The sequence below is a fragment of the Dysgonomonas mossii DSM 22836 genome (assembly GCF_000213575.1).
In the GTDB taxonomy this organism is placed as follows: Bacteria; Bacteroidota; Bacteroidia; order Bacteroidales; family Dysgonomonadaceae; genus Dysgonomonas; species Dysgonomonas mossii.
Genome location: NZ_GL892007.1, coordinates 277520 through 303159 on the forward strand (window position 1 = coordinate 277520; position 25640 = coordinate 303159).

At 37.4% G+C, this 25640-nt stretch carries 14 protein-coding genes; 9 read left to right on the forward strand and 5 right to left on the reverse strand.

Annotated elements, in window-relative coordinates; translation table 11 throughout:
* Positions 1 to 250 precede the first annotated feature (250 nt).
* On the forward strand, positions 251 to 838 hold the full coding sequence (locus HMPREF9456_RS11205; protein ID WP_018075106.1) for a hypothetical protein: 588 nt from the start codon (positions 251 to 253) through the stop codon (positions 836 to 838).
* A gap of 145 nt (positions 839 to 983) precedes the next feature.
* On the opposite strand, the gene HMPREF9456_RS11210 is transcribed toward HMPREF9456_RS11205, so the two are convergent.
* The 4 genes from HMPREF9456_RS11210 to HMPREF9456_RS11225 all read right to left on the reverse strand — a co-directional run bounded on the left by HMPREF9456_RS11210 (position 984) and on the right by HMPREF9456_RS11225 (position 8158).
* Complete coding sequence (locus tag HMPREF9456_RS11210; RefSeq protein WP_006843647.1) at positions 984 to 3416, reverse strand: alpha-L-arabinofuranosidase C-terminal domain-containing protein; 2433 nt, start codon at positions 3414 to 3416, stop codon at positions 984 to 986.
* A 39-nt stretch (positions 3417 to 3455) separates the two neighbouring features.
* Positions 3456 to 4412 carry a glycoside hydrolase family 43 protein gene (locus tag HMPREF9456_RS11215; RefSeq protein WP_006843648.1) on the reverse strand — a complete coding sequence of 319 codons (957 nt, stop codon included), beginning with the start codon at positions 4410 to 4412 and terminating at the stop codon, positions 3456 to 3458.
* Positions 4413 to 4537: 125 nt separating this feature from the next.
* Positions 4538 to 6508 carry an alpha/beta hydrolase-fold protein gene (locus tag HMPREF9456_RS11220; protein ID WP_006843649.1) on the reverse strand — a complete coding sequence of 657 codons (1971 nt, stop codon included), beginning with the start codon at positions 6506 to 6508 and terminating at the stop codon, positions 4538 to 4540.
* 102 nt (positions 6509 to 6610) lie between these two features.
* Positions 6611 to 8158, reverse strand: a complete 1548-nt coding sequence (locus HMPREF9456_RS11225; protein ID WP_006843651.1) for a glycoside hydrolase family 43 protein — start codon at positions 8156 to 8158, stop codon at positions 6611 to 6613.
* A gap of 810 nt (positions 8159 to 8968) precedes the next feature.
* Here HMPREF9456_RS11225 and HMPREF9456_RS11230 point away from each other — a divergent pair.
* The 8 genes from HMPREF9456_RS11230 (at position 8969) to HMPREF9456_RS11265 (ending at position 21179) form a co-directional block, all read left to right on the forward strand.
* Entirely contained in the window at positions 8969 to 11488 is a 2520-nt protein-coding gene (locus tag HMPREF9456_RS11230; RefSeq protein WP_006843652.1) for a glycosyl hydrolase 115 family protein, read from the forward strand.
* Between the two features lie 11 nt (positions 11489 to 11499).
* Positions 11500 to 13431: a sialate O-acetylesterase gene (locus HMPREF9456_RS11235; protein WP_006843653.1), complete on the forward strand. Its 1932-nt coding sequence runs from the start codon at positions 11500 to 11502 to the stop codon at positions 13429 to 13431.
* Positions 13432 to 13443: 12 nt separating this feature from the next.
* Complete coding sequence (locus HMPREF9456_RS11240) at positions 13444 to 14856, forward strand: MFS transporter (protein ID WP_006843654.1); 1413 nt, start codon at positions 13444 to 13446, stop codon at positions 14854 to 14856.
* A gap of 25 nt (positions 14857 to 14881) precedes the next feature.
* Positions 14882 to 16033: an endo-1,4-beta-xylanase gene (locus tag HMPREF9456_RS11245; protein WP_006843655.1), complete on the forward strand. Its 1152-nt coding sequence runs from the start codon at positions 14882 to 14884 to the stop codon at positions 16031 to 16033.
* A 21-nt stretch (positions 16034 to 16054) separates the two neighbouring features.
* Positions 16055 to 17029 (forward strand): glycoside hydrolase family 43 protein, encoded by a 975-nt coding sequence (locus HMPREF9456_RS11250; RefSeq protein ID WP_006843656.1) that lies wholly within the window; start codon positions 16055 to 16057, stop codon positions 17027 to 17029.
* A 103-nt stretch (positions 17030 to 17132) separates the two neighbouring features.
* The gene (locus HMPREF9456_RS11255) at positions 17133 to 19163 is read left to right on the forward strand and encodes an alpha-glucuronidase (RefSeq protein ID WP_006843657.1); all 2031 of its coding nucleotides are present in this window, start codon (positions 17133 to 17135) and stop codon (positions 19161 to 19163) included.
* Between the two features lie 7 nt (positions 19164 to 19170).
* Positions 19171 to 20343 (forward strand): mannonate dehydratase, encoded by a 1173-nt coding sequence (gene uxuA / locus HMPREF9456_RS11260; RefSeq protein WP_006843658.1) that lies wholly within the window; start codon positions 19171 to 19173, stop codon positions 20341 to 20343.
* Positions 20340 to 21179, forward strand: a complete 840-nt coding sequence (locus HMPREF9456_RS11265) for an SDR family oxidoreductase (RefSeq protein ID WP_006843659.1) — start codon at positions 20340 to 20342, stop codon at positions 21177 to 21179. The genes uxuA and HMPREF9456_RS11265 overlap by 4 nt, the downstream gene beginning before the upstream one ends.
* A 322-nt stretch (positions 21180 to 21501) precedes the next feature.
* Here the strand turns inward: HMPREF9456_RS11265 and HMPREF9456_RS11270 are convergent, their stop codons facing one another.
* Positions 21502 to 25509, reverse strand: a complete 4008-nt coding sequence (locus HMPREF9456_RS11270; protein WP_006843660.1) for a two-component regulator propeller domain-containing protein — start codon at positions 25507 to 25509, stop codon at positions 21502 to 21504.
* Between the last annotated feature and the right edge of the window lie 131 nt (positions 25510 to 25640).

Below are 25640 nucleotides of genomic sequence, written 5' to 3' on the forward strand. Positions count from 1 at the left end.
ATAATTGAATAAAGCCATAAAAAAAAGAAATGTAGCAATAACAATCGAACTGATTTCATATAAAATATTGAGATAAATGAATCTTAAAAATTGAATTTGAAGAAGTAGTGAATCAAGAACTATTGGGAGAGCTTTTCGGACATGCTTATATTATAAAAATCAGAAACAAAAAGAACAGATAAATATTGTTGTATCCGATTTTAAGATTTTGAATATCTTTGTTTTCGAAGTAAGTAATAGAAATCGAATGATGGATAAGATTTTAGCATTGTCTACACAAAATCAGCAGAGAGCTTGGGAAATTATCAAAGAGACGAATGTAATAAATATATGGAAATCTATCGGAGCAACAATCAATCTGATTGGGTCTTTAAAGTTGGGACTTATGATGAAGCACTGCGATATCGATTTTCATATATACACATCTCCATTCTCGTTAACTGATAGTTTTGCAGCTATGGCCAAACTTGCAGAACATCCTTCTATAAAACGAATAGAATACACTAACCTCTTAAAGGAAGAGGATGCTTGCCTCGAATGGCATGCATGGTATGAAGACAGGGATGGAAAAATGTGGCACATAGATATGATTCATATCGTCAAAGATTCACGCTTTGATGGATATTTCGAAGATGTTACCAATCGTATTGCTAGCGTATTGAACGAAGAAATAAAAAATACTATTCTACGTTTAAAGTACGAAACGCCCGACGATCAAAAAATAATGGGAATTGAATATTATCAGGCTGTAATTGAGGGAGGTGTGAGAACTTATAAAGACTTTATCCAATGGCGTAAAGAGAATCCGGTTACAGGTATAATAGAATGGAAACCCTAATTTTAGACACCAAACAGTCTCATTTAAGCCCATAAAAGACTATTAGTAAACGAATACAACATAGAGGAAAATAAGCATAAGAAAAACGAAGGCACCTCAATGTGAGATGCCTTTGTCTTTATAAAGATTTTTATTTTCGCAATTTTTATTTTTTAGTTGTCAGGCGTAATACTGTCAACGAATTACCTGGGAATGAACGTGTAAGTTTTTTCCATGAGAATTTGAAATTATCGGTCTTAGGCGAAACTTTTGTGGGTTCGTCCAATGTGTTTTCATCAAACGGACTAGCAGACGTCAATACGATAGCCGAGCCATTTCCTGTAAGCAAATCAGCACCCTTCAAGTCAATCTGAGTCTTTACACTTTTACCTGTAACATTCACGATTTTCAAAATAATATCGCCTGTTTTATCATCACGTGAAGCACTTGAGCAAAGGCCTTTTACTTTCAGACTTTCATCAGCAGAGACTTCCTGTATAAGTTTACCGTCCAGATACGCTTTTACCGAAGTACCACGGAGTTCTATCTTCACATCGTACCAACGACCGGGTTCGACATTATAAGGCATACTTTCAGTTATCAACCCAACCTCTAACATGTTCACAGAGTTCGTAAAACCACCTAAATCCCACCGGGTACGCTCTCCCCTATTCTTATTATGGAAATAAATTTGAAATCCATTTTCTCCCTCTATTTTACGAGCTTTCACTTTTATTGTGTAATCCGTCCAGAGCGTATCTCCCATATAAATGGTCGTATTTGGTGAAATTGCAGATTGTTTCAATATACCATTGGCTGCAGACCATTCACTGCTAGGCGTATTTTTCCATGTTTCATCTATTTTAGTAAAATCGGGTTTGAATAATACTTTACCATTCGGTGCTGTTACCTCTAAGTCTTTGAACTCTGCCGAATTCAACCAAGTTCCCAATCCGATACATCCACTCGAACGAGGCATCTCAACATTCGGTGCATAGTCTATATTAACGGGCAAATTTACTGTCCCTTGATTGGTTGCGAACATCTGCTGAACATAATAGCTCGGAATACCGAACCAGCGGTTGTTATCAAAATTGATCAGGTTTACAGGCCATGCCTTATGTTTGGCATGACAAAAAAGAGGCGCATAAGCTGCCATAACAACGATATCAGAATTACGTTCCATACCCGTCATCCAAGCTGCTTCACCGATAGCTCCACGTAGATTTCCATTCCCTGTACCACTTGTGACAGCATACTCTCCCACAAATATTTTAGAGCCATTGCGATCATAACTATCATATTTATTTGAATTCCAGATAAACCAATCAGGATTGCTATAATAATGCTCATCCACGATTTGTGGTTTTGGATTTTTGGGATGTCCCCCAGCCCATTCGTTAGCAATTAAAACAATATCAGGGTATTTATCATGAATAGCCTTCACAAAGAGTTCCCAGCGTTCAGCATAAGGAGCCATTCCATTTTCATTACCTATCTCTAAGTATTTCAAGTTGAATGGTGCGGGATGTCCGTTTTTGGCACGAATACTCCCCCATACAGAAGTGACAGGACCATTTGCATATTCAATCGCATCCAGAGCATCTTGTATCCATTGCCCCATCTGATCCATTGGAACCACCTCCCGGTGGGAAATACCGGCATTGATACAAAATAGAGGTTCAGCACCAAGATCTTCGGATAGTTGCAAATATTCATGATACCCTAGGCTGTGTGTAGCATTATATCCCCATATATTCCACAATGGAGTACGGGTATCTACATTACCGATAGTCTTTTTCCAATTATTCATATGGGCTAAATCTTCTCCTTCTACCCAACAGCCTCCGGGAAAACGAAGGAAAGTTGGCTTCAATGCGTTGATTGATTCAGCCAAATCTATACGTAATCCACTGTTCTTCCACGTTTTTTCGGGAATCAACGAAACCATATCCAGAAATAATTTACCATTTCCACTACCTGAAATTTCAAGTCGGGCATTGGAACTGCTTCCAGAAGCAGTAAGTACGAGAGGATAATATTTCCATTCTGAAGTGATACTGCTTATTTCACCCGAAGCAAGAACATTTCCGTCTGCACTCACAATCTTTACTTGCAATGGGGTTTTTAGTCCGCCAACAGCGCAGGCAGCCAATTTGAACAAATATCTTTCTCCACTGACAACATGAATTCCCCAGTAACCGTTATTTTCTAATTTAAAAGAACCTTCAAAATCAATAAAAAGTGATTTACGATTGTAAGGATTTAACGGTGGCACGAGTGGCTGAGAATTAACATTCGCCTTAATAATATTAGCGGTTGATTTGTTATTAGCCCCCATAAACTTCCAGTACTGTAACGTATCGGCATCTTCAAACGAACGGTTTCGAATAAGTTCTGCATATAGTCCTCCATCGGCAGAGAGATTTATATCTTCGAAAAATATACCGAACAAAGTAGGCGAAATTGTATGTCCCGGCGTTCCGACATCAACAGTTATTTTAGCCGTCGAAGATTTCTGTGCATAAAGTTGCAAAAACGAAACAGATAAAGTCAGGCTCAAAAAGAGACAAGCTTTTCTAAATATTTTTGTTGTCATAATTCTAAATTATATAATTTCAGGTCTTGATATACTTTATCAAACCGGCTTTACTCCTTCTTTTGTTTGTACAACTTTCTGAATCGTCCCATCCGGATTAAAATATAAATAATCGATACAAATAGAACGACGATAACTTCCTCCGGTAGGAAGAGCTCCATTGTGATAAAAGAAATAGGTATTCCCTTTGAAATCAAGAATTCCGGGATGAGTCGTAAAACTATTGGGCACATTATCTTGTATTATTCCTTTATATTCCCATGGTCCTTCAGGACTATTCGACATACAGTATTCGATCATCTCGGGTTTTGTACCTGCTCCTGCATAGATTAAATAGTACATTCCATTTCTCTTGTATAGCCACGGACCTTCAATATATCCTTCCGGTTTGAAAGCTTTGATCTCGCTATCAAGCTCAATCATATTTTCCTTCAGTTTAGCCCATTTGCAACTACCGTTTCCCCAATAGAGATAAGCTTGTCCATCATCATCTACAAATACAGAGGGATCAATATCATCCCATCCATGTTTCATATCTGTAGTCATTTCATTTACCACGAGGGCTTTCCCTATCGCATCCTTGAATGGACCTGTAGGACTATCAGAGACGGCAACACCTATTGCTGCACCTCCATTAGAGTTTTCGTCACTTTTATGAAAAGTTGATACATACCAATAGAATTTACCATTGCGTTCAACACACTGCGCTGCATAAGCATCGCCTGTAGCCCACGAAAATGTTGAAGGCGAAAGGCATGATCCATGATCCTTCCAGTTTACCATATCGGTAGACGAAAAAACATACCAGTCGGGCATTTTATAATTTGTATCTTCTTCAGTTGCACCATCGTGCCCGGCATAAAGATATACTGTACCGTCGTGTACCAAAGGCGCAGGGTCGGCTGTAAACATGTGAGTGATAATTGGGTTTTGAGCATTCGTAGTTATCGCCAATGGCAAAAGACCCAAGATAAAAATCAGAGCTTTCTTTTTCATTAGATTATGATTTGTTATTCCTTTAACTATTATTTTTCAGGTATATGATACTTGTAGATTATATTCGTTTTTTACTATTCGATATTTAGGCTGTTATTATTCCGTATAATAATCTAATTATACCGTTACTTAAATAGCAACTCAGCAAATTGATTCAGTGATCTTCTCCATGTTAACCATTCGTGGGATGTTCCCGGCGATTCGTAATAAACATGTTTAATTCCTGCTTTCTCGAATTCTTTATGAAAGTTATTCACGGTTTGATACATATTGGTCGGCTCAGCAGTCCCAATACTTAAATATATCAATTTGACTCTTTTGTTGAATGTATCAACATCAGACCAAACATTATTATACATTTTAGAAAAATCACCGCCTTGTTCTATAATTCCGCCTCCACTAAATCCGCCAACATAAGCAAACTTATCTAAATTCGTCATAGCAATTTGGAATGCCTGAAAGCCTCCCATCGATAAGCCTGCCATGGCTCGATGATCACGATCTGCAATCGTACGGAATTCTTTATCTACCAAAGGAATAATCTCGTTAATAAAAACTTTTTCCAATGCACTGTTCTGAAACAATCCCCTAAGCCCTTGAGGCGAATTAGCTGAAGACGCCGACGGATCTACAGCATAGCCGTTATCCATAACTACAATCATCGGCTTAGCTTTACCTTCTGCTATCAGATTATCTATAATTGCATCCATTTTCCCTTGGTTAGGCCATCCTGTTTCGTCTTCGCCTCCACCATGCTGTAAATAAAGTACAGGATATCTTTGCGAAGTATTTGCATCGTATCCTGCCGGCGTATATACAAATGCTCTACGCCATGCCTTGGTCACATCTGAAAAGTAACGAATCTGCCTTATTTGTCCGTGAGGTACATTCTTTAAGTTATAGTAATCCACCCCTTCTTCCGGAATTTCAATCCCGCTTGCCATACGGCTCATACCATAAAAAGTACGACTTGCAGGATCACAAACAGCAACGCCATCGATAAGGATAGAGTAATAATGAAATCCTTCGACAATAGGATCGGTAGTGATTGCCCACGAACCTTCTTCTTCTCGAACCATGTCATATTTCTTGCCCAAATCCACTTGCACACGTTTAGCATCAGGTGCTTTTATACGAAATAGCACTCTGTTTCCAGATAATATCTGAGGATATTGAGCCCCGGGAATATTCGTTGATGCAGAAATGCCAACCTCTGCTTCTTCAGGAATATAGCTGTATTGTTCGATAAGATCAGCGGTAACAGGTTTAAACAGCAATTGTGAGAACATATACAAGTTTTGCTTCCAAATATTAAAATCGTGATATCCATTCGGTATAACTTGATAAACATGAGGAACTTGATTTTTAGCTAGATAATCATGGGTACGCTTACTGAAGCTAAGTAATCCGTCTTTGTCACCGCAAGAAATCCAAAGAAGCTTTAATTTTTTCTTTGCGTCATCCGGATTTGGGACTAACACTTCTGGGGTTTTAGTATTTGGCGCAGAAGAAAAACCTCCTACCCATGCAAATATATCAAGATTCCCCAGTCCAAAATTCAAAGATTGTCCGCCACCCATCGATAAGCCTGCAAGCGCACGATTTTCCTGATTTTTCAACACAGGATAAGTTTTCTGGATAAAAGGAATAAGGTCATTCAACAAATCCTTCTCGAAAGTAGCAAATGCCTCTACTTTTGGAGCCTCCATAATGTTTCCAATAGCACGATCATCCTTCATAGCACGTCCGTTGGGCAATACGACAATCATGGGTACTATTTTCTTATCAGCATACAGATTGTCAAGAATTACTTGAGGCTGTCCATGGCTAAACCATTCTTTTTCATCGCCTCCAATACCGTGCAATAAATACAATACAGGATATTGTTTGTTTTTAGAGTATCCGGGAGGAGTATAAACAAGAGCTTTTCTATTTGTATCTACAGTCTTAGAATAATAAGTTACCGTATCTATTTGTCCATGAGATATTCCTGTACGGGGTATATCATATCCATTCGGCACACTTTTATAATTTTGACTGATAGCACCGACAGTCAGTGCCCAAATGAATAAATGTAAAAAGAAAAATTTTTTCATACTATATGATTTAGATTAAGTACATCAACTTATGCTTAGAATAAAACACTACGGTTAGGATTCAATTTCACCTTGAAACTATTCCCCCCTTTTACATTCATATTATTCGCTTTTAGCATATTCAAAATAGTCAACATCAACATACCCTCCGGCAGCTTTAGTGGCATAATTATATATTGCAAAACGGTTGCCCATAAAATGTTTGAGGTTATAAATCATATGAAATTCGGTACCTAACTGTATCCAATTTTCTTTATCAACACTATAGAAAAAATTAGCATTATCGGTATTGAAATCGCAATCCATACGTAAATATACCTTATCAACAGATAGGTCAACTCTTGCCCTTTCTTGATCTCGGTCTGTCATAACAAGGTACTTTTTATTCCCTTCCATTACTACGGATATTAATCCCGGTTCTGCACAGTATGCTCCGAGCCCTGCAATATCTCCATCTTTCATATTCGAAATATCCATAGAAATAATACCACTACATTTTGGCCCCTCTGTCCTTTGTGATAAAATATTACGAGCTTCAAATATAGTTTCAACTACTTTACCTGTTTTTAATCTCATATAACCCGGACGTTCTGATAAAGACCACAGATTATTATCAGGATTATGATTCCATTGCCAGTTTAGAGCTAATTTATAGGCATCGAAATTGTCGCTTATGACTAACGGCATTGCACCAAATCCTTGTATAGGTTTTTCCATTACTTTAGGTACTTTTCCTTCTTCATTACCTAGTATTGGCCAACCATCTTCCCAGCGACAAGGCACCAATACCGGTACACGTCCTACAGCCCCTCTGTCTTGAAACAAGAAACCATACCAATCTCCAGCCTCTGTATCGATAATAGCACCCTGTGCAACACCGGCACCCGGTCTATCCATAAAGTCCGACAATATTACTTTTGATTCATAAGGACCTCCGATTTGGTCTGAACGAAAGCATAATTCAGTGCGAATACCTCCCTGAGGCCACCAGATTAAAAACATATAATATTTATCGTTGTATTTATATAGATGAGTACCTTCCAACAGATTAGGAAAGCCATCTTCTTTCCCTTTGATCACAATGACATCAAGTCCGTCAGGTTTAATATCCGAAAGATCACTCTTCAATTCTGTTATGCGAATCTGACCGCTACCATACGCCAGATAAACTTTTCCATCGTCGTCGAACAAAAGTGATGCATCATGGAAGTTTTTATCAAACTCGCTTATCTTCTTCCACTTCCCCGTAGGATCTTCTGTCTCATAAATATATGTTCTCTGAGGTCTGTTAGTAGCAAACAAAACATAAAATTTCCCATTATGATATCGAAGAGATGACGCCCATTGCCCTTGCCCATATATGTTACCACCTTCTAAATCATACAAAGGGCTATCTTTAATTTCATCAAAGAGATAACTTACAATTTCCCAATTAACAAGATCTTTCGATCGCATAATAGGTGCTCCGGGCATTAAGTGCATAGTAGTACTAACCATATAGTAGTCACTCCCAACTCTGATTATATCCATGTCGGGAACATCTGCATATATTACAGGATTTGTAAACTTATCTTTTTTGACTGAAGGTGTATTTTTACACCCTGCCAAAGCAGATATAAATAAGGCTAATACTAAAAGAATATTTTTCATATGGTAAAATATTTAGATTATTTGTTTTTCATATTTAGAATAAGGATTGTGATAATTCACGTTGACACAGACCAAACCCACGGCATACTACAAAATTAAAACAAGCAAAGAGAAGTAGAGACTATTGTTGTATACTATTACCCAAATAAATGTCTTATCTACATCGTATTTGTTGCATATCCTTTAGCTATTGTTGCACACAAGAATACAACCACTTATCCACTAGAATAATTATAGCCTCATTTTTAATCACATACAGATGCTTCACATAAAAAACAACCTAGGCACAAACATTATCGCCTCCTCCCCCAAAAACATGTGGCAGTAAATTTTATTACATCCGCAACGAAATCAGAAATAAAAAATCTCTATTCGTTTTTAAGGAAAAAATACAATTAGCTTACCAATTATTTACCGACATTCATATTTTTCTTGATTTCAACTCTCAACACTTCTTAAACAAAGGCCTCCTATATTTCAATTAATATTAAAGAACTCCTCCCGAAAAACAATATAATTTTAAAAGCAACAATATTCAAAAAAATACAATTTCACACGAACCTAAAAACAATAATTTAAGGCAGTTTTTAATTCTAAAATTAAACAATAAGACAAAAACGAAAGGATATGCAACAAATACGATGTAGATAAGACATTTATTTGGGTAATAGTATACAACAATAGTCTCTACTTCTCTTTGCTTGTTTTAATTTTGTTTAATACATATCGTACATAATCTTAGACTAAAATTAACCGATTTTATGTCGGTATGATGGTAAAACTATCGATACTGAAAATCTATCATATATCATGAAAAATATAAAGTACATTCTATCAACAATCTGTTTATTCCCTTTGATTTTATTTGCTCAAGCAGATCAATTTGTTTCATTCTCTGCCAAAGAGGATGCCTTCACGCTGGTAAAACCTTTTGTTGCTGCACCTATATTGATCGATAACAATATAGATTCCGGAATACTGAAAGCAATAGTCAACCTGTCTGTGGATATAGATAAAGTAACAGGAGTATCTCCCATATTGAAAGTAGATAAAGTGTCTGCCGAAGAAACTGTATTGCTGATCGGCACTATCGGTAAATCGAAATACATTGATGATTTGGTAAAAAACAAAAAGATCAATGCTTCAGAATTGCAAGGGAAATATGAGAAATATCTGATTCAAACAGTACAAAATCCTATTGAAGGAGTAAAGGAAGCCTTAGTTATAGCTGGTAGCGATAAACGAGGGACAATATATGGTATATACGAACTGTCTAAACAAATAGGAGTTTCTCCTTGGTATTATTGGGCAGATGTTCCTATAAAAAAACAAGAGAATATATATATAAAAAGAGGAAAATATACAGAAGGCGAACCGGCTGTAAGATACAGAGGTATATTTCTCAACGATGAAGCCCCTGCCCTTAGTGGTTGGGCTAATGCAACATTTGGAGGATTTAATAGTAAATTTTACGAGAAAGTTTTTGAGTTAATTCTTCGCCTGAAAGGCAATTTCCTTTGGCCGGCCATGTGGGGAAGCGCATTCTATGACGACGACCCTCAAAATGGAATTTTAGCAAACGAAATGGGAATTGTTATGAGCACATCTCACCACGAACCCATGGCTATGGCACAATCCGACTGGCATCGTTATGTAAAAAGAAATAACTTACCAAATATATGGGACTATACTAAAAACACAAGAGCCCTGCAAGAATCTTGGAGGTTCGGAATGCAGCGAGCCAAAGACTGGGAGAAAGTAGTAACGGTAGGCATGCGCGGGGATGGGGATGAAGCAATGAGCGAAGACACAAACATTGCTTTGCTCGAAAAAATAGTAAAGGATCAACGAAAGATAATAAGCGAAGTTACAGGAAAGAAACCGGAAGAAACACCTCAGGTCTGGGCGCTGTATAAAGAGGTGCAAGATTATTACGATCAGGGGATGCGAGTGCCTGATGATGTCACACTTCTCTTCTGTGACGACAACTGGGGAAATGTACGGAAACTTCCCGAAATCAATTCGAAACCGCATAAAGGAGGATATGGAATGTACTATCACTTCGATTATGTAGGTGCTCCCCGAAACTCGAAGTGGATCAATATAAACCCGATACAACGTGTCTGGGAACAGATGAATCTTACTTACACACATGGAGTGGATCGTATATGGGTTGTTAATGTAGGGGATCTTAAACCAATGGAATATCCAATCAGTTTCTTCCTTAATATGGCATGGAATCCCGGCCAATTCAATCCACATAACCTTTTGGATCATACAGAAAAGTGGTGCGAACAGCAATTCGGAAGTACATACGCAAAAGAAGCGGCACGTTTGATTAATCTTTACTCAAAATTCAATAGACGTGTTACTCCTGAATTATTAAATGATAAGACTTACAGCCTTGAAAATTATAACGAATTTGAGACTGTGATGAACGATTATCGCAATCTGGTAATCGATGCTATGCGTCTATATTATCTAATGCCGAGCGAATATAAAGATGCGTTCGATCAGCTGGTATTGTTTCCAATCAATGCGTGTTCCAATCTTTACGAAATGTATTATGCTCAAGCAAAGAATAAATTGTATGCAGCTAAAAAAGATATACAGGCTAATTATTGGGCAGATAAAGTAAAAGAATGTTTTGAGAGAGATTCATTACTGACTATACATTACAATCAGACTATAGCAGGAGGTAAATGGTCGCATATGATGGATCAGGTGCGTATAGGATATACAAGCTGGAACAATCCGCCTAAAAGTATTATGCCTAAGGTAGAATACATAATGCAGACAACAGACTACAAAGAGAAAGTTTTTGTCGAAAAAAACGGTTATGTTTCTATTGAAGCGGGCAATTACAGTCGCTTGAATAATTCAGACAAGATACATTGGGAGATGATACCGGATATGGGGAAGACAAAATCAGCCATGACTACTTTCCCTCAAAATATCTATCCAAAAGAAAATGATAATATCTATCTCGAGTATGACATTGATTTCGAATCGACTGGAGACTTTAATGTACATCTATTACTTTCTCCGACATTGAACTTCAATGCGAATAAAGGGCTTCGTTATGCAATCTCATTTGATGGTAGGAATGAACAAATCGTAAATTTCAACGGACATTACAAAGGCGAGCTTGGTCTATGGCAGGCAGAAGCGATAATTAAATCGACCACAAAGCATACGATAACGGAGAAAGGAAAACACACTCTTCGATTCCGTGTATTAGAACCAGGCATTGTTCTACAAAAAATATTAATAGATACTGGAGGTCTGAAACCGTCCTACTTGGGTGCACCTAAAAGCGAATTGAAATAAAGTTTAATAATATGCAAAGTAAAAATATTGTAAAATTCTGTTTGATTGTAGTATTCATTTTGGGTTTTGGTATACAGTCAAATGCGAAAGTAAAATTACCTCGTCTGATTAGCGATGGGATGATCCTTCAAAGAGATACTCCTGTCAAAGTATGGGGCTGGGCATCACCTAGAGAATCTGTAATTGTAAAATTTCGAGGAGAAATATATAAGACAAAAGCCGACAAAAATGGAGATTGGGCAGTTATTTTACCTGCACAAAAAGCAGGGGAACCCTCCGAAATACAGATCAATGACATCATAGTTAAAGACATTTTATTTGGAGATGTCTGGTTATGTTCTGGGCAATCTAATATGGAATTACCGATCAGACGAACACTCGATTTGTACCGTGAAGAAGTAAAAGAGATTAATAATCCAGATATAAGACTTTTCCGTATGCCAAACAATTATGCATTCGGCGAGCCTCTCATTGATTATAAAGGAGGTGAATGGAAAGATGCTTCACAGGAAAACATCATGGAATTTTCAGCCACGGCATACTTTTTTGCAAAAGAGCTGCATGACAAGTACAAAGTTCCAATAGGACTTATAAGTACTGCCATTGGAGGCACTCCTGTTGAAGCATGGATTAGTGGCGAGACTATAAAGAAATATCCTGAGCTCAATGCTGAAGCTGAAAAGTTTGCAACAGTGGGTTTTATCGAAGATACTAAAAAAAGAGAACAAAAAGAAAGACTTGAAAAATGGTCTGAAGCGAGACCAATTGACAAAGGTGCAGGAAATTGGCATAAAGAAGGTATCGATATATCGGAATGGAAAGATTATTATCTCCCGGGCTCATGGAGAGAAAAAGACATGGAAATAAATAGAAGTGTCATCTGGTTTCGCAAAGAAATTGAACTAACAAAAGATGAAGCAACCCAAGCGGCAATCTTACGCTTAGGATATATAATAGATTCGGACTCAACCTTTGTTAACGGGAAATTTGTTGGTACAACAAGTTATCAATACCCACCTCGCATCTATAATGTCCCTGAAGGTATACTTAAAGCCGGAAAAAACACGGTTGCTATACGAGTTGTTACCAATAGAGGTGGTGCATTTATGGAAGAAAAACCATATAAAATGATTCTGAGCGACAGAGCAATCGATTTGACAGGAGAATGGAAATATCGTATTGGAGTAGAAAATCTACCTATAGAAGGTGGCTATACTTCTTATCAGGATAAACCCACCGCACTGTATAACGGCATGATTGCGCCATCAAACAACTATAAGATCAAAGGTGTAATCTGGTATCAAGGAGAGTCCAACGTCAGCAGGGCAAAAGAATACGAAGCCTTATTTAAGGATCTGATAAACGATTGGAGAATCCAACGAAATGAATCGAAACTACCATTTATATACGCTCAACTGCCGGAACTTAACAGAGCAAACAAATATCCATCGGAGAGTGGCATGGCAAAACTTAGAGAAGCGCAAAGAAAAGCTCTAAGTTTACCATATACAGGTATGGCTGTCACATTAGGACTCGGTGACTGGAACGATATCCACCCGCAAAACAAAAAAGGAGTAGGTCATCGTTTGGCTTTAGAAGCTCAACGTGTAGCTTATGGTGACACCTCAATTGTAAGCAGAGGCCCCCAATTGGAAAGCTTCGAGGTTAAAGGAAATAATATCGTTCTCACTTTCTCTTCTGTAGGATCAGGCTTATATTCCAATCAGGTGCTTAACGGATTCTCTATTGCAGGAGCAGATAACAGGTATGTTTGGGCTGAAGCGGCTGTACTAAACAAAAAGACAATAAAAGTATGGAGCAATCAGGTGCAACAACCTGTATCCGTACGATATGGCTGGGCTGACAATCCCGAAGGAGCCAACCTGAAGAATAAGGAAGGTCTTCCCGCATCTTCATTCCAAGTTGAATTAATTAAAAAATAAATAAAACATACAATGGAATCAACATCACAAGGTAAAGCCGAATCAAAAGGATTTTACAAATTATCAGGAATACAACGCATTGGATTCGGCTCGGGCGATTTAGCCCAAAACCTTATCTATCAGACGGTATCGATGTACCTTCTCATTTTCTACACAAATGTATTTGGCATTTCTGCTGCCGCAGCAGGGGTCATGTTTCTTATAGTGCGAATTGTAGACGTAATCTGGGATCCTATAGTCGGAGCATTTGTAGATAAACACAATCCGAAACTAGGTAAATACCGTTCTTATCTGGTACTTGGAGGCATACCCCTTACCGGCTTTGCCATCCTTTGTTTCTGGAATGGGTTTTCGGGGTCATTGCTTTATGCCTATATCACGTATGTTGGTTTATCGATGCTTTATACCCTTATAAATGTTCCTTATGGAGCGTTGAACGCCTCACTTACACGCGATACAGACGAAATCACCAAACTTACTTCGGTACGTATGTTTATGGCAAATCTTGGGGGATTGGCGGTAGGTTATGGAATACCTATTCTTGTAAAGATCTTCTCTTCTGACGGAAAAATTAATTCGCCGGAATCAGCGAACGCATGGTTTATCACAATGACGATTTATGCCATAGCCGGATTAGCCTTATTAATTTTCTGTTTTACTCAGACTAAAGAACGGGTAGTAATGGCTGAAAAAGAAACAGAAAATGTAAAAGTTTCGGACTTGTGGATAGAATTTAAACATAATCGTCCTCTGAGAATACTAGCTTTTTTCTTCATCACCGCTTTTGCAATGATGGCAATCGGCAATTCGGCCGGGTCGTATTATATGATTTACAACGTGCAGGCACCCGATATGCTTCCATACTTTATGGCTTTGGGATCTATCCCTGCTTTTATCTTTATGCCGATGGTACCTGCCATCAAACGAGCAATAGGTAAAAAGCAAATGTTCTATGTATTTCTAACGGTTGCTATTATCGGTATGGGGTTGTTATATGCCATTTCGGTAATACCTGCGCTTAAGACCCAAGTCTGGCTGGTATTTATTGCCCAATTCATCAAATCGACAGGAATAATTGTTGCTACGGGCTATATGTGGGCTCTAGTTCCGGAAGTAATCTCGTATGGAGAACATACAACAGGAAAAAGAATTTCGGGCATAGTCAATGCTTTGACAGGTATCTTCTATAAGGCAGGAATGGCCTTAGGTGGTGTTGTTCCGGGACTTGTATTGGCTTTTGTCGAATTCGACAAAGACAACCAAGTTACACAATCAGCATTTGCCGAACAAGGTATTTTATGGCTTGTTGCTGTAATCCCTGCAATACTTCTTCTTTTGGCCATGTTCATCATATCCCGATATGAGCTGGAAGATAATGTAATCGACAAAATAAACATGGAAATTGAAGAGAGACATTTGAAATAAAAATAACGCCATAAAACATTTTAGTATGAAAAAAAACATCTATTATTTTCTCATTTCTTTATTGCTGATGACAGCATTTGCCTGTAGCGCAAAAAGTAATAAAGAAATAAAAAATGAACCGTCACTAAAAGGAGCTCTAAAAGGAAAATTCTATATAGGTACAGCTCTTAATGTAACTCAAATACATGGAATAGATACCGCATCGATAAATATCGTGAAAAACGAATTCGATGCCATAGTAGCAGAAAACTGTATGAAAAGCATGTTCCTACAACCAAAAGAGGGTGAGTTTTTCTTTGAAGATGCTGATAAGTTTGTAGAATTTGGAGAACAAAACAATCTTTATATCACAGGACATTGTCTGATTTGGCATTCGCAAGCTCCATCGTGGTTCTTTGTTGACAATGACGGAAAAGACGTATCTGCAGAAGTTCTTAAGCAACGCATGAAAACGCATATCATGACAGTAGTATCTCGTTATAAAGGACGTATAAAAGGTTGGGATGTGGTAAATGAAGCTATTATGGAAGATGGATCATATCGCAAAAGCAAGTTTTATACAATTTTGGGAGAAGAGTTCATTCCTTTGGCTTTCCAATATGCTCATGAGGCTGACCCTGATGCTGAACTGTATTATAACGACTATAACGAATGGCATAAAGGCAAGCGTGAAACTATTATCAACTTGATAAAATCGTTTAAAGAAAAAAACATACGAATCGACGCTGTAGGTATGCAAGGGCATTTTGGGATGGATGGACCAAGTCTGGAGGAATATCAAGCTACCATTGATGATTATACTTCAACAGGCGTAAAGGTTATGGTTACAGAGTTAGATCTTAGTGCCCTACCCTCTCCTCGTCGAAATACAGGCGCAAACATCTCTGATATAGAAGCATATAATCAGAAAATGAATCCATATACAACCGGACTACCAGATTCCGTTTCAGTAGCATGGACTGAACGTATGGGAAGTTTCTTTAAGCTCTTTATAGATAATAAGGAAAAAATAACCCGTGTCACCTTATGGGGTGTAAGCGATGTAGATTCATGGAAAAACGATTTTCCAATGAAAGGCCGTACCGACTATCCTTTATTGTTTGACAGACAATACAAGGCTAAACCTGTTGTTCAGGAAATTATCAAGATGGCTGGTCTTCTTGAAGAGAAAAAATAAACATCATTATCTAATAAAAAAATGAAACAAGCACGATATTTATTTCCGAAGGATTATATGGCTGACCCATCTGCACATGTGTTCGATGGTAAGATCTATATTTATCCTTCCCACGATTGGGAAAGTGGCATTGCAGAAAATGACAACGGGGATCATTTTAATATGAAAGATTATCATGTCTTCTCTTTAGAAGATGTGGAAAACGGAGAGGTAACCGATCATGGGGTTGTTCTTTCAGTGGAAAATATTCCCTGGTCTGGTCGTCAGCTATGGGATAGCGATACGGCTTTTAAGGACGGCAAATATTATTTATATTTCTCAATGAAAGACAAAAATGATATTTTCCGTTTGGGAGTAGCTGTTAGCGATAAACCTTACGGGCCATTTATACCACAGGATAACCCAATAAAAGGAAGTTATAGTATAGACCCTTGTGTATTTGAAGAAAACGGACAATATTATATTTATTTTGGAGGCATCTGGGGCGGGCAGCTACAACGCTATCGCAAAAATAAAGCATTGGAGTGCGCTTCTTTTCCGGCCGACAACGAACCCGCTTTGTGTGGAAAAGTTGCACGTCTGAGAGATGACATGCTCGAATTTGACGAAGAGCCTCGAGATGTAATTATTCTTGATGAACATGGCAATCCATTGACGCAAGGTGACACCAATCGACGATTCTTTGAAGCATCATGGATGCATAAATATAACGGCAAATATTACTTCTCGTATTCCACAGGAGATACGCACCTTCTATGCTATGCTATAGGTGACAATCCATACGGGCCTTTCACTTATAGTGGTGTTATACTCACTCCTGTAGTCGGCTGGACAACGCATCACAGCATTGTCGAATACAGAGGCAAATGGTATCTTTTCCATCATGACTCCGTACCCTCGGGCGGAAAAACATGGCTTAGAAGTATGAAAGCTATCGAATTGGAATATAACAATGACGGAACAATTAAAACAATAGAAGGGTTAGAAAGCTATTAGTTTATTTTAGGTTTAAAGGTTTTAGGTTAATTTTTTGGACTCTTAGTTTTCTGGCAAGGGCGAATGAATATTCGCCCTTGTATTTAATATTAAAAGGATTAATATGACAATCAGATACATTTCGCTCTTTATTATTTTTGTTTTATCATCTCTTTTATCATGGGCAGAAGACGGGAGCCGCTTATGGCTACGCTACCCTGAAACAAAGCAAAAAGAGAAATCGATACTATCATCACATAGTAGCCCTACTATCAATATTGCTTTGGATGAATTATCAAATCATTGGCAAGGACAGACCGTAGAGTTACAGTTAAATAAAAAACTCAAGCATCTTAAAGATGGGTATAGTATTAAGTCTAATAATCGGAAAATTACTATTTCAGCAGGTTCTGATGTCGGGCTACTATATGGATCATATTGTTTATTACGATTGCAACAAACAGGAGCAGACCTTACTACTTTAAATATAGAAGAACTGCCCTCTTATGATATACGTATCCTCAATCACTGGGATAACCTGGACGGAACTATCGAACGTGGATATGCGGGTTATTCGTTATGGAAATGGGACGAACTGCCTAATACACTTTCACCACGATATAAAGAATATGCTCGTGCAAATGCTTCAGTAGGTATCAATGGTACTGTTTTGAATAATGTTAATGCTTCTCCCAATATTCTAAAGAAAGATTATTTGGAAAAAGTAAAAGCTTTAGCTGACATTTTTCGTCCGTATGGGCTGAAAGTTTACCTCTCTGTAAATTTCTCTTCTCCTAAGGTATTGGAAGGTCTATCCGATTCTGACCCATTAAACCCGGAGGTACAGAAGTGGTGGAAAGCCAAAGCCAAAGAGATCTATTCACTAATTCCCGACTTTGGTGGTTTTCTGGTAAAAGCTAATTCTGAAGGTCAACCCGGACCGCAAGATTACGGACGAACTCATGCCGATGGAGCAAATATGTTAGCCGATGTACTGAAGCCATACAAGGGTATAGTTATGTGGCGAGCGTTTGTATATAATCCGAGCATGGAAGACCGGGCAAAACAGGCATATCAGGAGTTTGTACCATTAGATGGACAATTCCGGGATAATGTCATTATTCAGATAAAGAACGGCCCTATCGATTTTCAGCCGCGTGAACCATTCAATCCGTTGTTTGGTGCACTGCGTAAGACTCCGGCAATGGTAGAATTTCAGATAACACAAGAGTATCTCGGTTTTTCTAACCACCTTGCATATCTGGCTCCTTTGTTTAAGGAAACTCTTGACAGCGATACATATTCTGATGGGCAGGGCTCTACGGTAGCCAAAATAACAGACGGAACATTACGTCCGGCTAAAACAACGGCCATATCGGCAGTAGCTAATATAGGCGAAGATATAAACTGGTGTGGGCATCATTTTGCACAGGCAAACTGGTATGCATTCGGACGATTGGCTTGGAACCACCAACTTTCTTCAAACCAAATAGCTGATGAATGGATAAGAATGACATTCTCCGATAATAGCAAATTTGTTGAGCTGGTAAAAAATATGATGCTAAATTCCAGGGAAACCATTGTTGACTATATGATGCCGTTGGGACTTCACCATATTTTTGCCGAAAACCATCATTACGGACCTGAACCTTGGTTGTCGGAAGCAGGTCGAGAAGACTGGACTTCTGTATACTATCACAAAGCGGATAGCATAGGGCTCGGTTTTAATCGTACAATAACGGGTAGTGATGCTGTGTCGCAGTATTTCACTCCTTTGAATAATATTTATAATGACATATCAACCTGTCCGGAGAATCTACTCATGTGGTTTCATCATGTTCCCTGGAATTATAAGATGAATGACGGTAAAACGATGTGGGATGCTCTTTGTTATAAGTATGATTCGGGTGTACAACAAGTAAGGGAGTATCAGAAGGTTTGGGATAGAATGGAGCAATATATAGACTACAGACGTTTCGAAGAGGTTCAATCCAAATTAAAAATTCAGGCACGAGATGCCGTATGGTGGAGAGATGCTTGTTTGTTGTACTTCCAGACATTCTCAAAAAAGCCTATCCCCTATGAGCTTGAACGTCCCATATATGAACTCGATGACCTAATGAAAATAAAACTAGATATGAAACACCATAATTAACTGGAAAATGAAAAAGACATGGAGGTGGTTCGGGAAAAAAGATAAGATTACGCTGCCTATGTTAAGGCAAATCGGAGTCGAAGGAATTGTTACCGCATTGCATGATATACCGAACGGTGAAGTATGGTCGTCGGAAGCAATTAATGATCTGAATAACTATATAAAAGAAGCCGGATTGTGCTGGTCAGTTGTAGAAAGCCTGCCTGTTAGCGAAGCTATTAAATATGGAGGAGATAATAGAGATTTATTGATAGATAATTATATTACAAGTCTTCGGAATCTTGGAGAAGCCGGTATCAAGACTGTTTGCTACAACTTTATGCCCGTTATAGACTGGATTCGCACAGATCTCATGTACCCGTGGTCTGACGGTACTTTCTCTCTTTATTTTGATAAGACACGCTTCGCTTACTTTGATTGCATGATCCTTAAACGTGAGAGTGCAAAAGAGGATTACTCAAAAGAAGAAATGGATAAGGTCTACGAACTGGATAAGGTTATAACAGAACATGAAAAAGAACAGTTGATAGACACTATCATTGTAAAGACACAAGGTTTTATCAATGGTAATATAAAGGACGGGGATAAAAACCCTGTCGCTATTTTTAAAACACTTCTAGCATTGTACAATGGAACAGATCAAAAAGCATTAAGAGAAAACTTAAAATACTTTTTAGAGCGTATAATGCCTATCTGTGACGAATACGATATTAATATGTGTATTCATCCTGACGATCCACCATATCCGGTATTGGGTTTACCCCGTATTGTTTCTAACAGAGATGATATTGAATGGATATTAAATGCTGTTAATAACTCACATAATGGACTTACATTTTGCGCAGGATCACTCAGCTCAGGAATACACAATAATGTTCCGGAATTGGCTCGCCAATTTGTATCGCGTACACGCTTCGTACATTTAAGAAGTACAAATATTCTTTCGGATGGCAATTTTATCGAAGCACCACATCTCGAAGGGCGGGGACATCTAATAGAATTAGCCTGTATTTTTGAAAAGGAAAATCCGTTACTCCCCATGAGAGTTGATCATGGCAGACTAATGCTCGATGATGCTGATAAAGGTTATAATCCGGGATACTCATTCTATGGACGCATGTATGCCCTAGCACAGATGGATGGAGTGATAGAAACCATAAAAAACGAATTGAACAGATGACAGATATTAATACAAAAATAAAAGAGAGCCTCTTTTGTATAAAAGGAAAAGTTGCAATTGTAACAGGAGGCTACGGAGTATTAGGTGGTAGTATCTCCAGACACCTTGCAGAACAAGGCGCAAATGTTGTAATACTAGGACGTAACGAAGACAAAGGAAATGCGCTTGTTAAGGAAATTAATGACAATGGAGGTAAATCTTTATTCATCAAATGCGATGTGATGGATGAAAATCAGCTGATAGAAAGCCGAGACAAAATACTCAGCATATATGGTAAATTAGATATTCTCATCAATGCCGCAGGCGGCAATGTTCCGGGAGCAACTTTAGCTCCAGATCAGGATTTTTATACAATGAAAACAACGGATTGGGAAAAAGTTATAAAACTCAATATGGACGGTACCGTTTTCCCAAGTCTGATATTTTCAAAAGTTATGGCCGAACAAGGAAGCGGATGTATTATAAATGTGTCTTCCATGGCTGCATATTCTGCAATAAGTCGTGTCCCTGGCTATTCGGCAGCAAAAGCAGCGATAAGCAATTTCACACAGTGGATGGCTACCGAAATGGCTCTAAAACATGGAGATAAGATCAGGGTAAATGCTATTGCTCCGGGATTTTTTATCGGAGAACAAAATCGGGCTGTACTTATCAATCCCGATGGTTCTTTAACAGAAAGGAGTAGAAAGGTATTGGCTAAAACCCCAATGGGACGTTTTGGTGATATTACAGAACTAAACGGAGTTGTACAGTTTCTATGTAGTGATGCAGCTAGTTTTATAACCGGAGCTGTGCTTCCTGTCGATGGCGGGTTTAGTGCTTATAGTGGCGTTTAAATATTTAGATTGTAGTACAATCATCCTTTTTGGTTTGTAATACAAAAGCAAATTATAAAACCAACTGTATAATCTTCTATAAAAGATTTAATCCTGCTAATGTTATTCTTGGCAGGATTATTTATCTATATATAGGTTAGTCGAAAGAGAAAGTAACAAAGAAATATATACAATAACCTGTTACATTTGTCACCTTTGTCACTTTTTGGGTATATCTACTTGGGGTTAAATAAATTGGCAAACTAAATTTCGAAAGATCTGTACGACTCTTATTCGATAGCAAGAAAAAACCTCAAGGCAGTTCTTGAGGTTTATATTAATTCTATTTTTCAGCATCATCTTCATCCTGAGATTTCATTATATACTCAGTAGGAGAAATGCCATAGAGTTTCTTAAACATTGTGGAAAAATAAGATTGATTTGTGAACCCGACAGAATATGCAACTAAGGACACATCCATCTTTTTTTCTCTGAGTAGATTAGCAGCTTGCTTGAGTCGAATATTCTTAATAAAGTCTACGGGTGCTATACCGGTCATATCTTTCATCCGCCGATGTAGCTGCGATCGGCTAAGACCAACTTGAGATGCCAGCATGTTTACATTGAGCTCGGTATTGCTTATATTCTCATTTATCACTGTAACAACACGTTCCATTAAGATATCATCGCCTGATTTGAAATCAATAGGTTTTATTTTATCTTCTTGATCCTGAGCTCCAGAGAATTTCCCTTTAAGTAACCTCCGATTTAAAATTAGATTATTTATTGTGACGATCAATTCTTCTATATTAAATGGCTTCGACAAATAGGCGTCTGCTCCCCGATCTAATCCCTGTATACGATCTTGATATTCGGCTTTCGATGTTAGAAGAATAATCGGTATGTGGCTTACATTATTATTGTTCTTTAGCCTTTTCAACAAATTTAAACCATCCATATTGGGCATCATTACGTCAGAAATAATTAAATCAGGCAGTCGATCTATCGCTACTTGTAATCCATCAACTCCATCTACAGCCGTAATTACTTTAAATAACTCACCCAATTCTTGAGAAAGAAAATCTCTTATTTCTTCTTCATCATCGATAATTAGAATTTTATAATTAGTTCTTCGCCTATACGTATCGGATTTTTCATTTGTAACATTTTCTATAAAGTTCCTCTGGCTCAACAACGGACGACTATCTGGTGCCTGATCTGAGATTTCATCCTTTCTCAAATGCTGATTTCCTAAAGGTATGCGAATAGTAAAACAACTGCCTGCAATACCCTCCCTGTTTTTAGCTGTGATAGCACCATAATGTAATAGCACCAGTGTCCGAGCAAGATTTAGTCCTATCCCCGACCCTACAGTAGTAAACGTTTCCTGATTTTGTCCTTGATAGAACCTATCAAATATTTTTTCTATCTTCCCTTCTTCTAAGCCTATCCCCGAATCAACGATTGATATCTCCATGTATTTCTGAAGTGGTCCCCAAACACTGTTGTCGACCCCTATAGCTAATGAGACAGCTATTTCGCCACCGTCAGGAGTATATTTGAACGCATTTGATAATATATTCATCAATATTTTGTCGAAGTTATTCTGGTCAATCCACACTTCTAAGTTGTCATCTTGGTGTTGGAAAGTAAACTGAATATTTCTTTTTACCGATTGGTATTCAAACACATTAAACAACTCCTTAATAAAACCAACCATATCAGTCTTACTGAACCTCAACTTCATTTGTCCTTTATCCAGTTTTCTGATATCGAGCAATTGATTAACTAGTCCCAATATCCTATTTGCATTCCGATGCATATTTTGCAAAGTTTGCATGGTTTCTATATCGAAACTGCTTTTCAAAAGCTTTTCCATCGGACTTATTATCAAGGTCAGAGGAGATCTTATTTCATGAGATATATTAATAAAAAACTGAAGCTTTGATTCATTTATCTGTTCATTTCTTTTCTTCCGAATAAGATTTACAATCAATACTCCAAAGATAAGAATGAGAAATAAGTAAAATGCATATGCCCATGTACTCTTATACCAGGGAGGTGATATAATGATAGAAAACTGCTTCGGCTGAGAAAAAGCACCAAATTTACCGGCCTTAACTTCTAATGTGTATTTTCCGGGATTAAGATGATTATATGTTACCTGATTAATTCCCGGTAGTGTTGAACTCCACTCGCTACTTAATTCTTTTAATCTATATTCGTAGTATATATTCTCCGGGTCAATGAAATCCATAGTCGAGAATTCGAAAGTGAAAGTGTTGTCTTCATACGAAAATTTAAACTCTTTCGCTGATAGTATCTCCGAATCGATTATATGTTTCCCTCCTGATAATGTATTAATATTCACAGACTGATTATGGACATACAGATTAGTAGTCAATATCTCATGTTCATAACTGGGCGTAATAATATTTTCAGGATAAAAAGAAGTTATTCCATTATTCCCTCCCCAATAAATAATCCCATCAGCACCCTGAAAATAAACACCTCTATTATAAATCTTGTCAAATAATCCATTCCCTATATAATAGTTTATTATTTTATTATCTTTTATTTTTATTTGATTAATACCCTGAAAGGTACTACACCAAATATTCCCCTCTTTGTCTTGAGCCAAGCCACAAATAACGTCACTCGACAGCCCATCTTTTACTGTGTAATTCTTTATATCCTGAGTAGCTCTATCTATAGAGAAAAGTCCATTATATGTTCCTAACCATATATTGCCATCGTTACTCTCCATAATAGACAAACATATCTGATTTGATAAAATACTATCATGCTTGATAGGAATAAAACGATTTTGAGATGGGTCAAAACAACTCACCCCTTTATAATGGGCAAACCATATTAACCCTTTGGAATCACATAGGATAGAAGTAATCCAATCATTGCCAAGCCTACCCTTTTGCGGGTCCTCTTGCCGCATATTATACTGTTTGTGAACACCTGTTTGAGGATTATATTGAATAAATCCGGCTCCAAAAGTTGATATATATAGTAAATTATCCCGACCTTCCCTTATTGTCTTCATATAGCCAGAATAAGGGATATTCAAGAAATTACATTTGCCTGTATTACGATCCAACTTAGCAAGCCCCTTACTATAAGAACCAATCCAAAGATTATTTTTTGAATCTTCCACTATAGATATTATATCATCAACATCAGTAAACTGTTTTACAACTTCTCCTTTATTATTTAGTTTAAGAACTCCTACTCTATCTACAGTGCCCCAAATATAGCCTTCATGATCCTTACATATTGATGTTATTAGATTTCCTAATTGATTTTGACTATTTATGATACTCCAAAAATTAAATTGAGTCGATTTATTAGGAATTACTAATAACCCTTTCATAAAACAGCCCAACCAAAGATTTTTATCACGATCCTCTAATAGTGTATAGATCTTTGCAGTATTAATTGCTATACTATTTGTAGGATTTGTATATGTTAAAACTTTTCGGCTAACCTTATCGATATACTTCACTCCCTGCCCTTTAGTTGTAGTACTAATAAATACAGTTCCATTATGACTTAGCATCATATCGGTAATTCCATACCCAGGTTGTCCATCCCATTCTAAGGGTATAAACTTTTGAATATTTCGCTCAAAATAACTCACTGATTTTGATGTACTCATTAGCAATCTATCGTTGTCATCTTCAAGCATACAAATGATAGAATTAGAAGGAATATTCGGAGTCGTAAATTTCTTCGTTTTTTTTGTGACAGGATTCATTTGAATAAGCCCTTTGTCATTAATTCCAAACCAAATATATTTTTCTTTATCCTGATAGACATATGCAATAAAATCGCCCGTCAAACGTGTAACCTCTACGAGAGGCTCTGCTGTCAGGTTATCTCTGTTGATAGAAAAGACTCCACTACCTGCTGTCGTCACCCACATCTGACCATCATGCAACTCTATTATATTGGAAACGTGAAGAGATAAATTTTCAGGGAAACTTATTGTTTTAAAAGAATTCTCTAAAGAATTATAACATTGAATTCCCTTGTTAGTACCGATCCATAGTATACCATCCTTATCGATTATCAATGTTTTAACATTATTGCTTAACAAAGAAGTACTATCCTCTTCTAGGTGCAAATACTGAGTATATTTTATTCCATCAAATTTATTTAATCCGTAATCAGTTGCAACCCATATATAACCATCAGAATCCTGAATTATTTTATTGATAAGATTTGAGGATAGTTCTGTCATTCTATAATCTTTCATAGTGAAAGGGCGATTGTGCTGCGCTGACAGTTTACTTAGGCAAAAGAATGACAATATAGATAAAAGGTATACGTATTTCATGGTTTAAGTTTAGATTGTAACAAAGATACTATTTATAAGAGAAACTTTCTTATCCATCATCAATAATACCATTCCTTAACAATGAGCTCAACAAGTATAACCCAACACACAAACAAACCATCAACACAATA

Excerpts from the sequence above, each read along its gene's own strand:
- HMPREF9456_RS11205 (WP_018075106.1), top strand. The coding sequence starts at position 251 with ATGGATAAGATTTTAGCATTGTCTACACAAAATCAGCAGAGAGCTTGG.
- HMPREF9456_RS11210 (WP_006843647.1), bottom strand. The coding sequence starts at position 3,416 with ATGACAACAAAAATATTTAGAAAAGCTTGTCTCTTTTTGAGCCTGACT.
- HMPREF9456_RS11215 (WP_006843648.1), bottom strand. The coding sequence starts at position 4,412 with ATGAAAAAGAAAGCTCTGATTTTTATCTTGGGTCTTTTGCCATTGGCG.
- HMPREF9456_RS11220 (WP_006843649.1), bottom strand. The coding sequence starts at position 6,508 with ATGAAAAAATTTTTCTTTTTACATTTATTCATTTGGGCACTGACTGTC.
- HMPREF9456_RS11225 (WP_006843651.1), bottom strand. The coding sequence starts at position 8,158 with ATGAAAAATATTCTTTTAGTATTAGCCTTATTTATATCTGCTTTGGCA.
- HMPREF9456_RS11230 (WP_006843652.1), top strand. The coding sequence starts at position 8,969 with ATGAAAAATATAAAGTACATTCTATCAACAATCTGTTTATTCCCTTTG.
- HMPREF9456_RS11235 (WP_006843653.1), top strand. The coding sequence starts at position 11,500 with ATGCAAAGTAAAAATATTGTAAAATTCTGTTTGATTGTAGTATTCATT.
- HMPREF9456_RS11240 (WP_006843654.1), top strand. The coding sequence starts at position 13,444 with ATGGAATCAACATCACAAGGTAAAGCCGAATCAAAAGGATTTTACAAA.
- HMPREF9456_RS11245 (WP_006843655.1), top strand. The coding sequence starts at position 14,882 with ATGAAAAAAAACATCTATTATTTTCTCATTTCTTTATTGCTGATGACA.
- HMPREF9456_RS11250 (WP_006843656.1), top strand. The coding sequence starts at position 16,055 with ATGAAACAAGCACGATATTTATTTCCGAAGGATTATATGGCTGACCCA.
- HMPREF9456_RS11255 (WP_006843657.1), top strand. The coding sequence starts at position 17,133 with ATGACAATCAGATACATTTCGCTCTTTATTATTTTTGTTTTATCATCT.
- uxuA (WP_006843658.1), top strand. The coding sequence starts at position 19,171 with ATGAAAAAGACATGGAGGTGGTTCGGGAAAAAAGATAAGATTACGCTG.
- HMPREF9456_RS11265 (WP_006843659.1), top strand. The coding sequence starts at position 20,340 with ATGACAGATATTAATACAAAAATAAAAGAGAGCCTCTTTTGTATAAAA.
- HMPREF9456_RS11270 (WP_006843660.1), bottom strand. The coding sequence starts at position 25,509 with ATGAAATACGTATACCTTTTATCTATATTGTCATTCTTTTGCCTAAGT.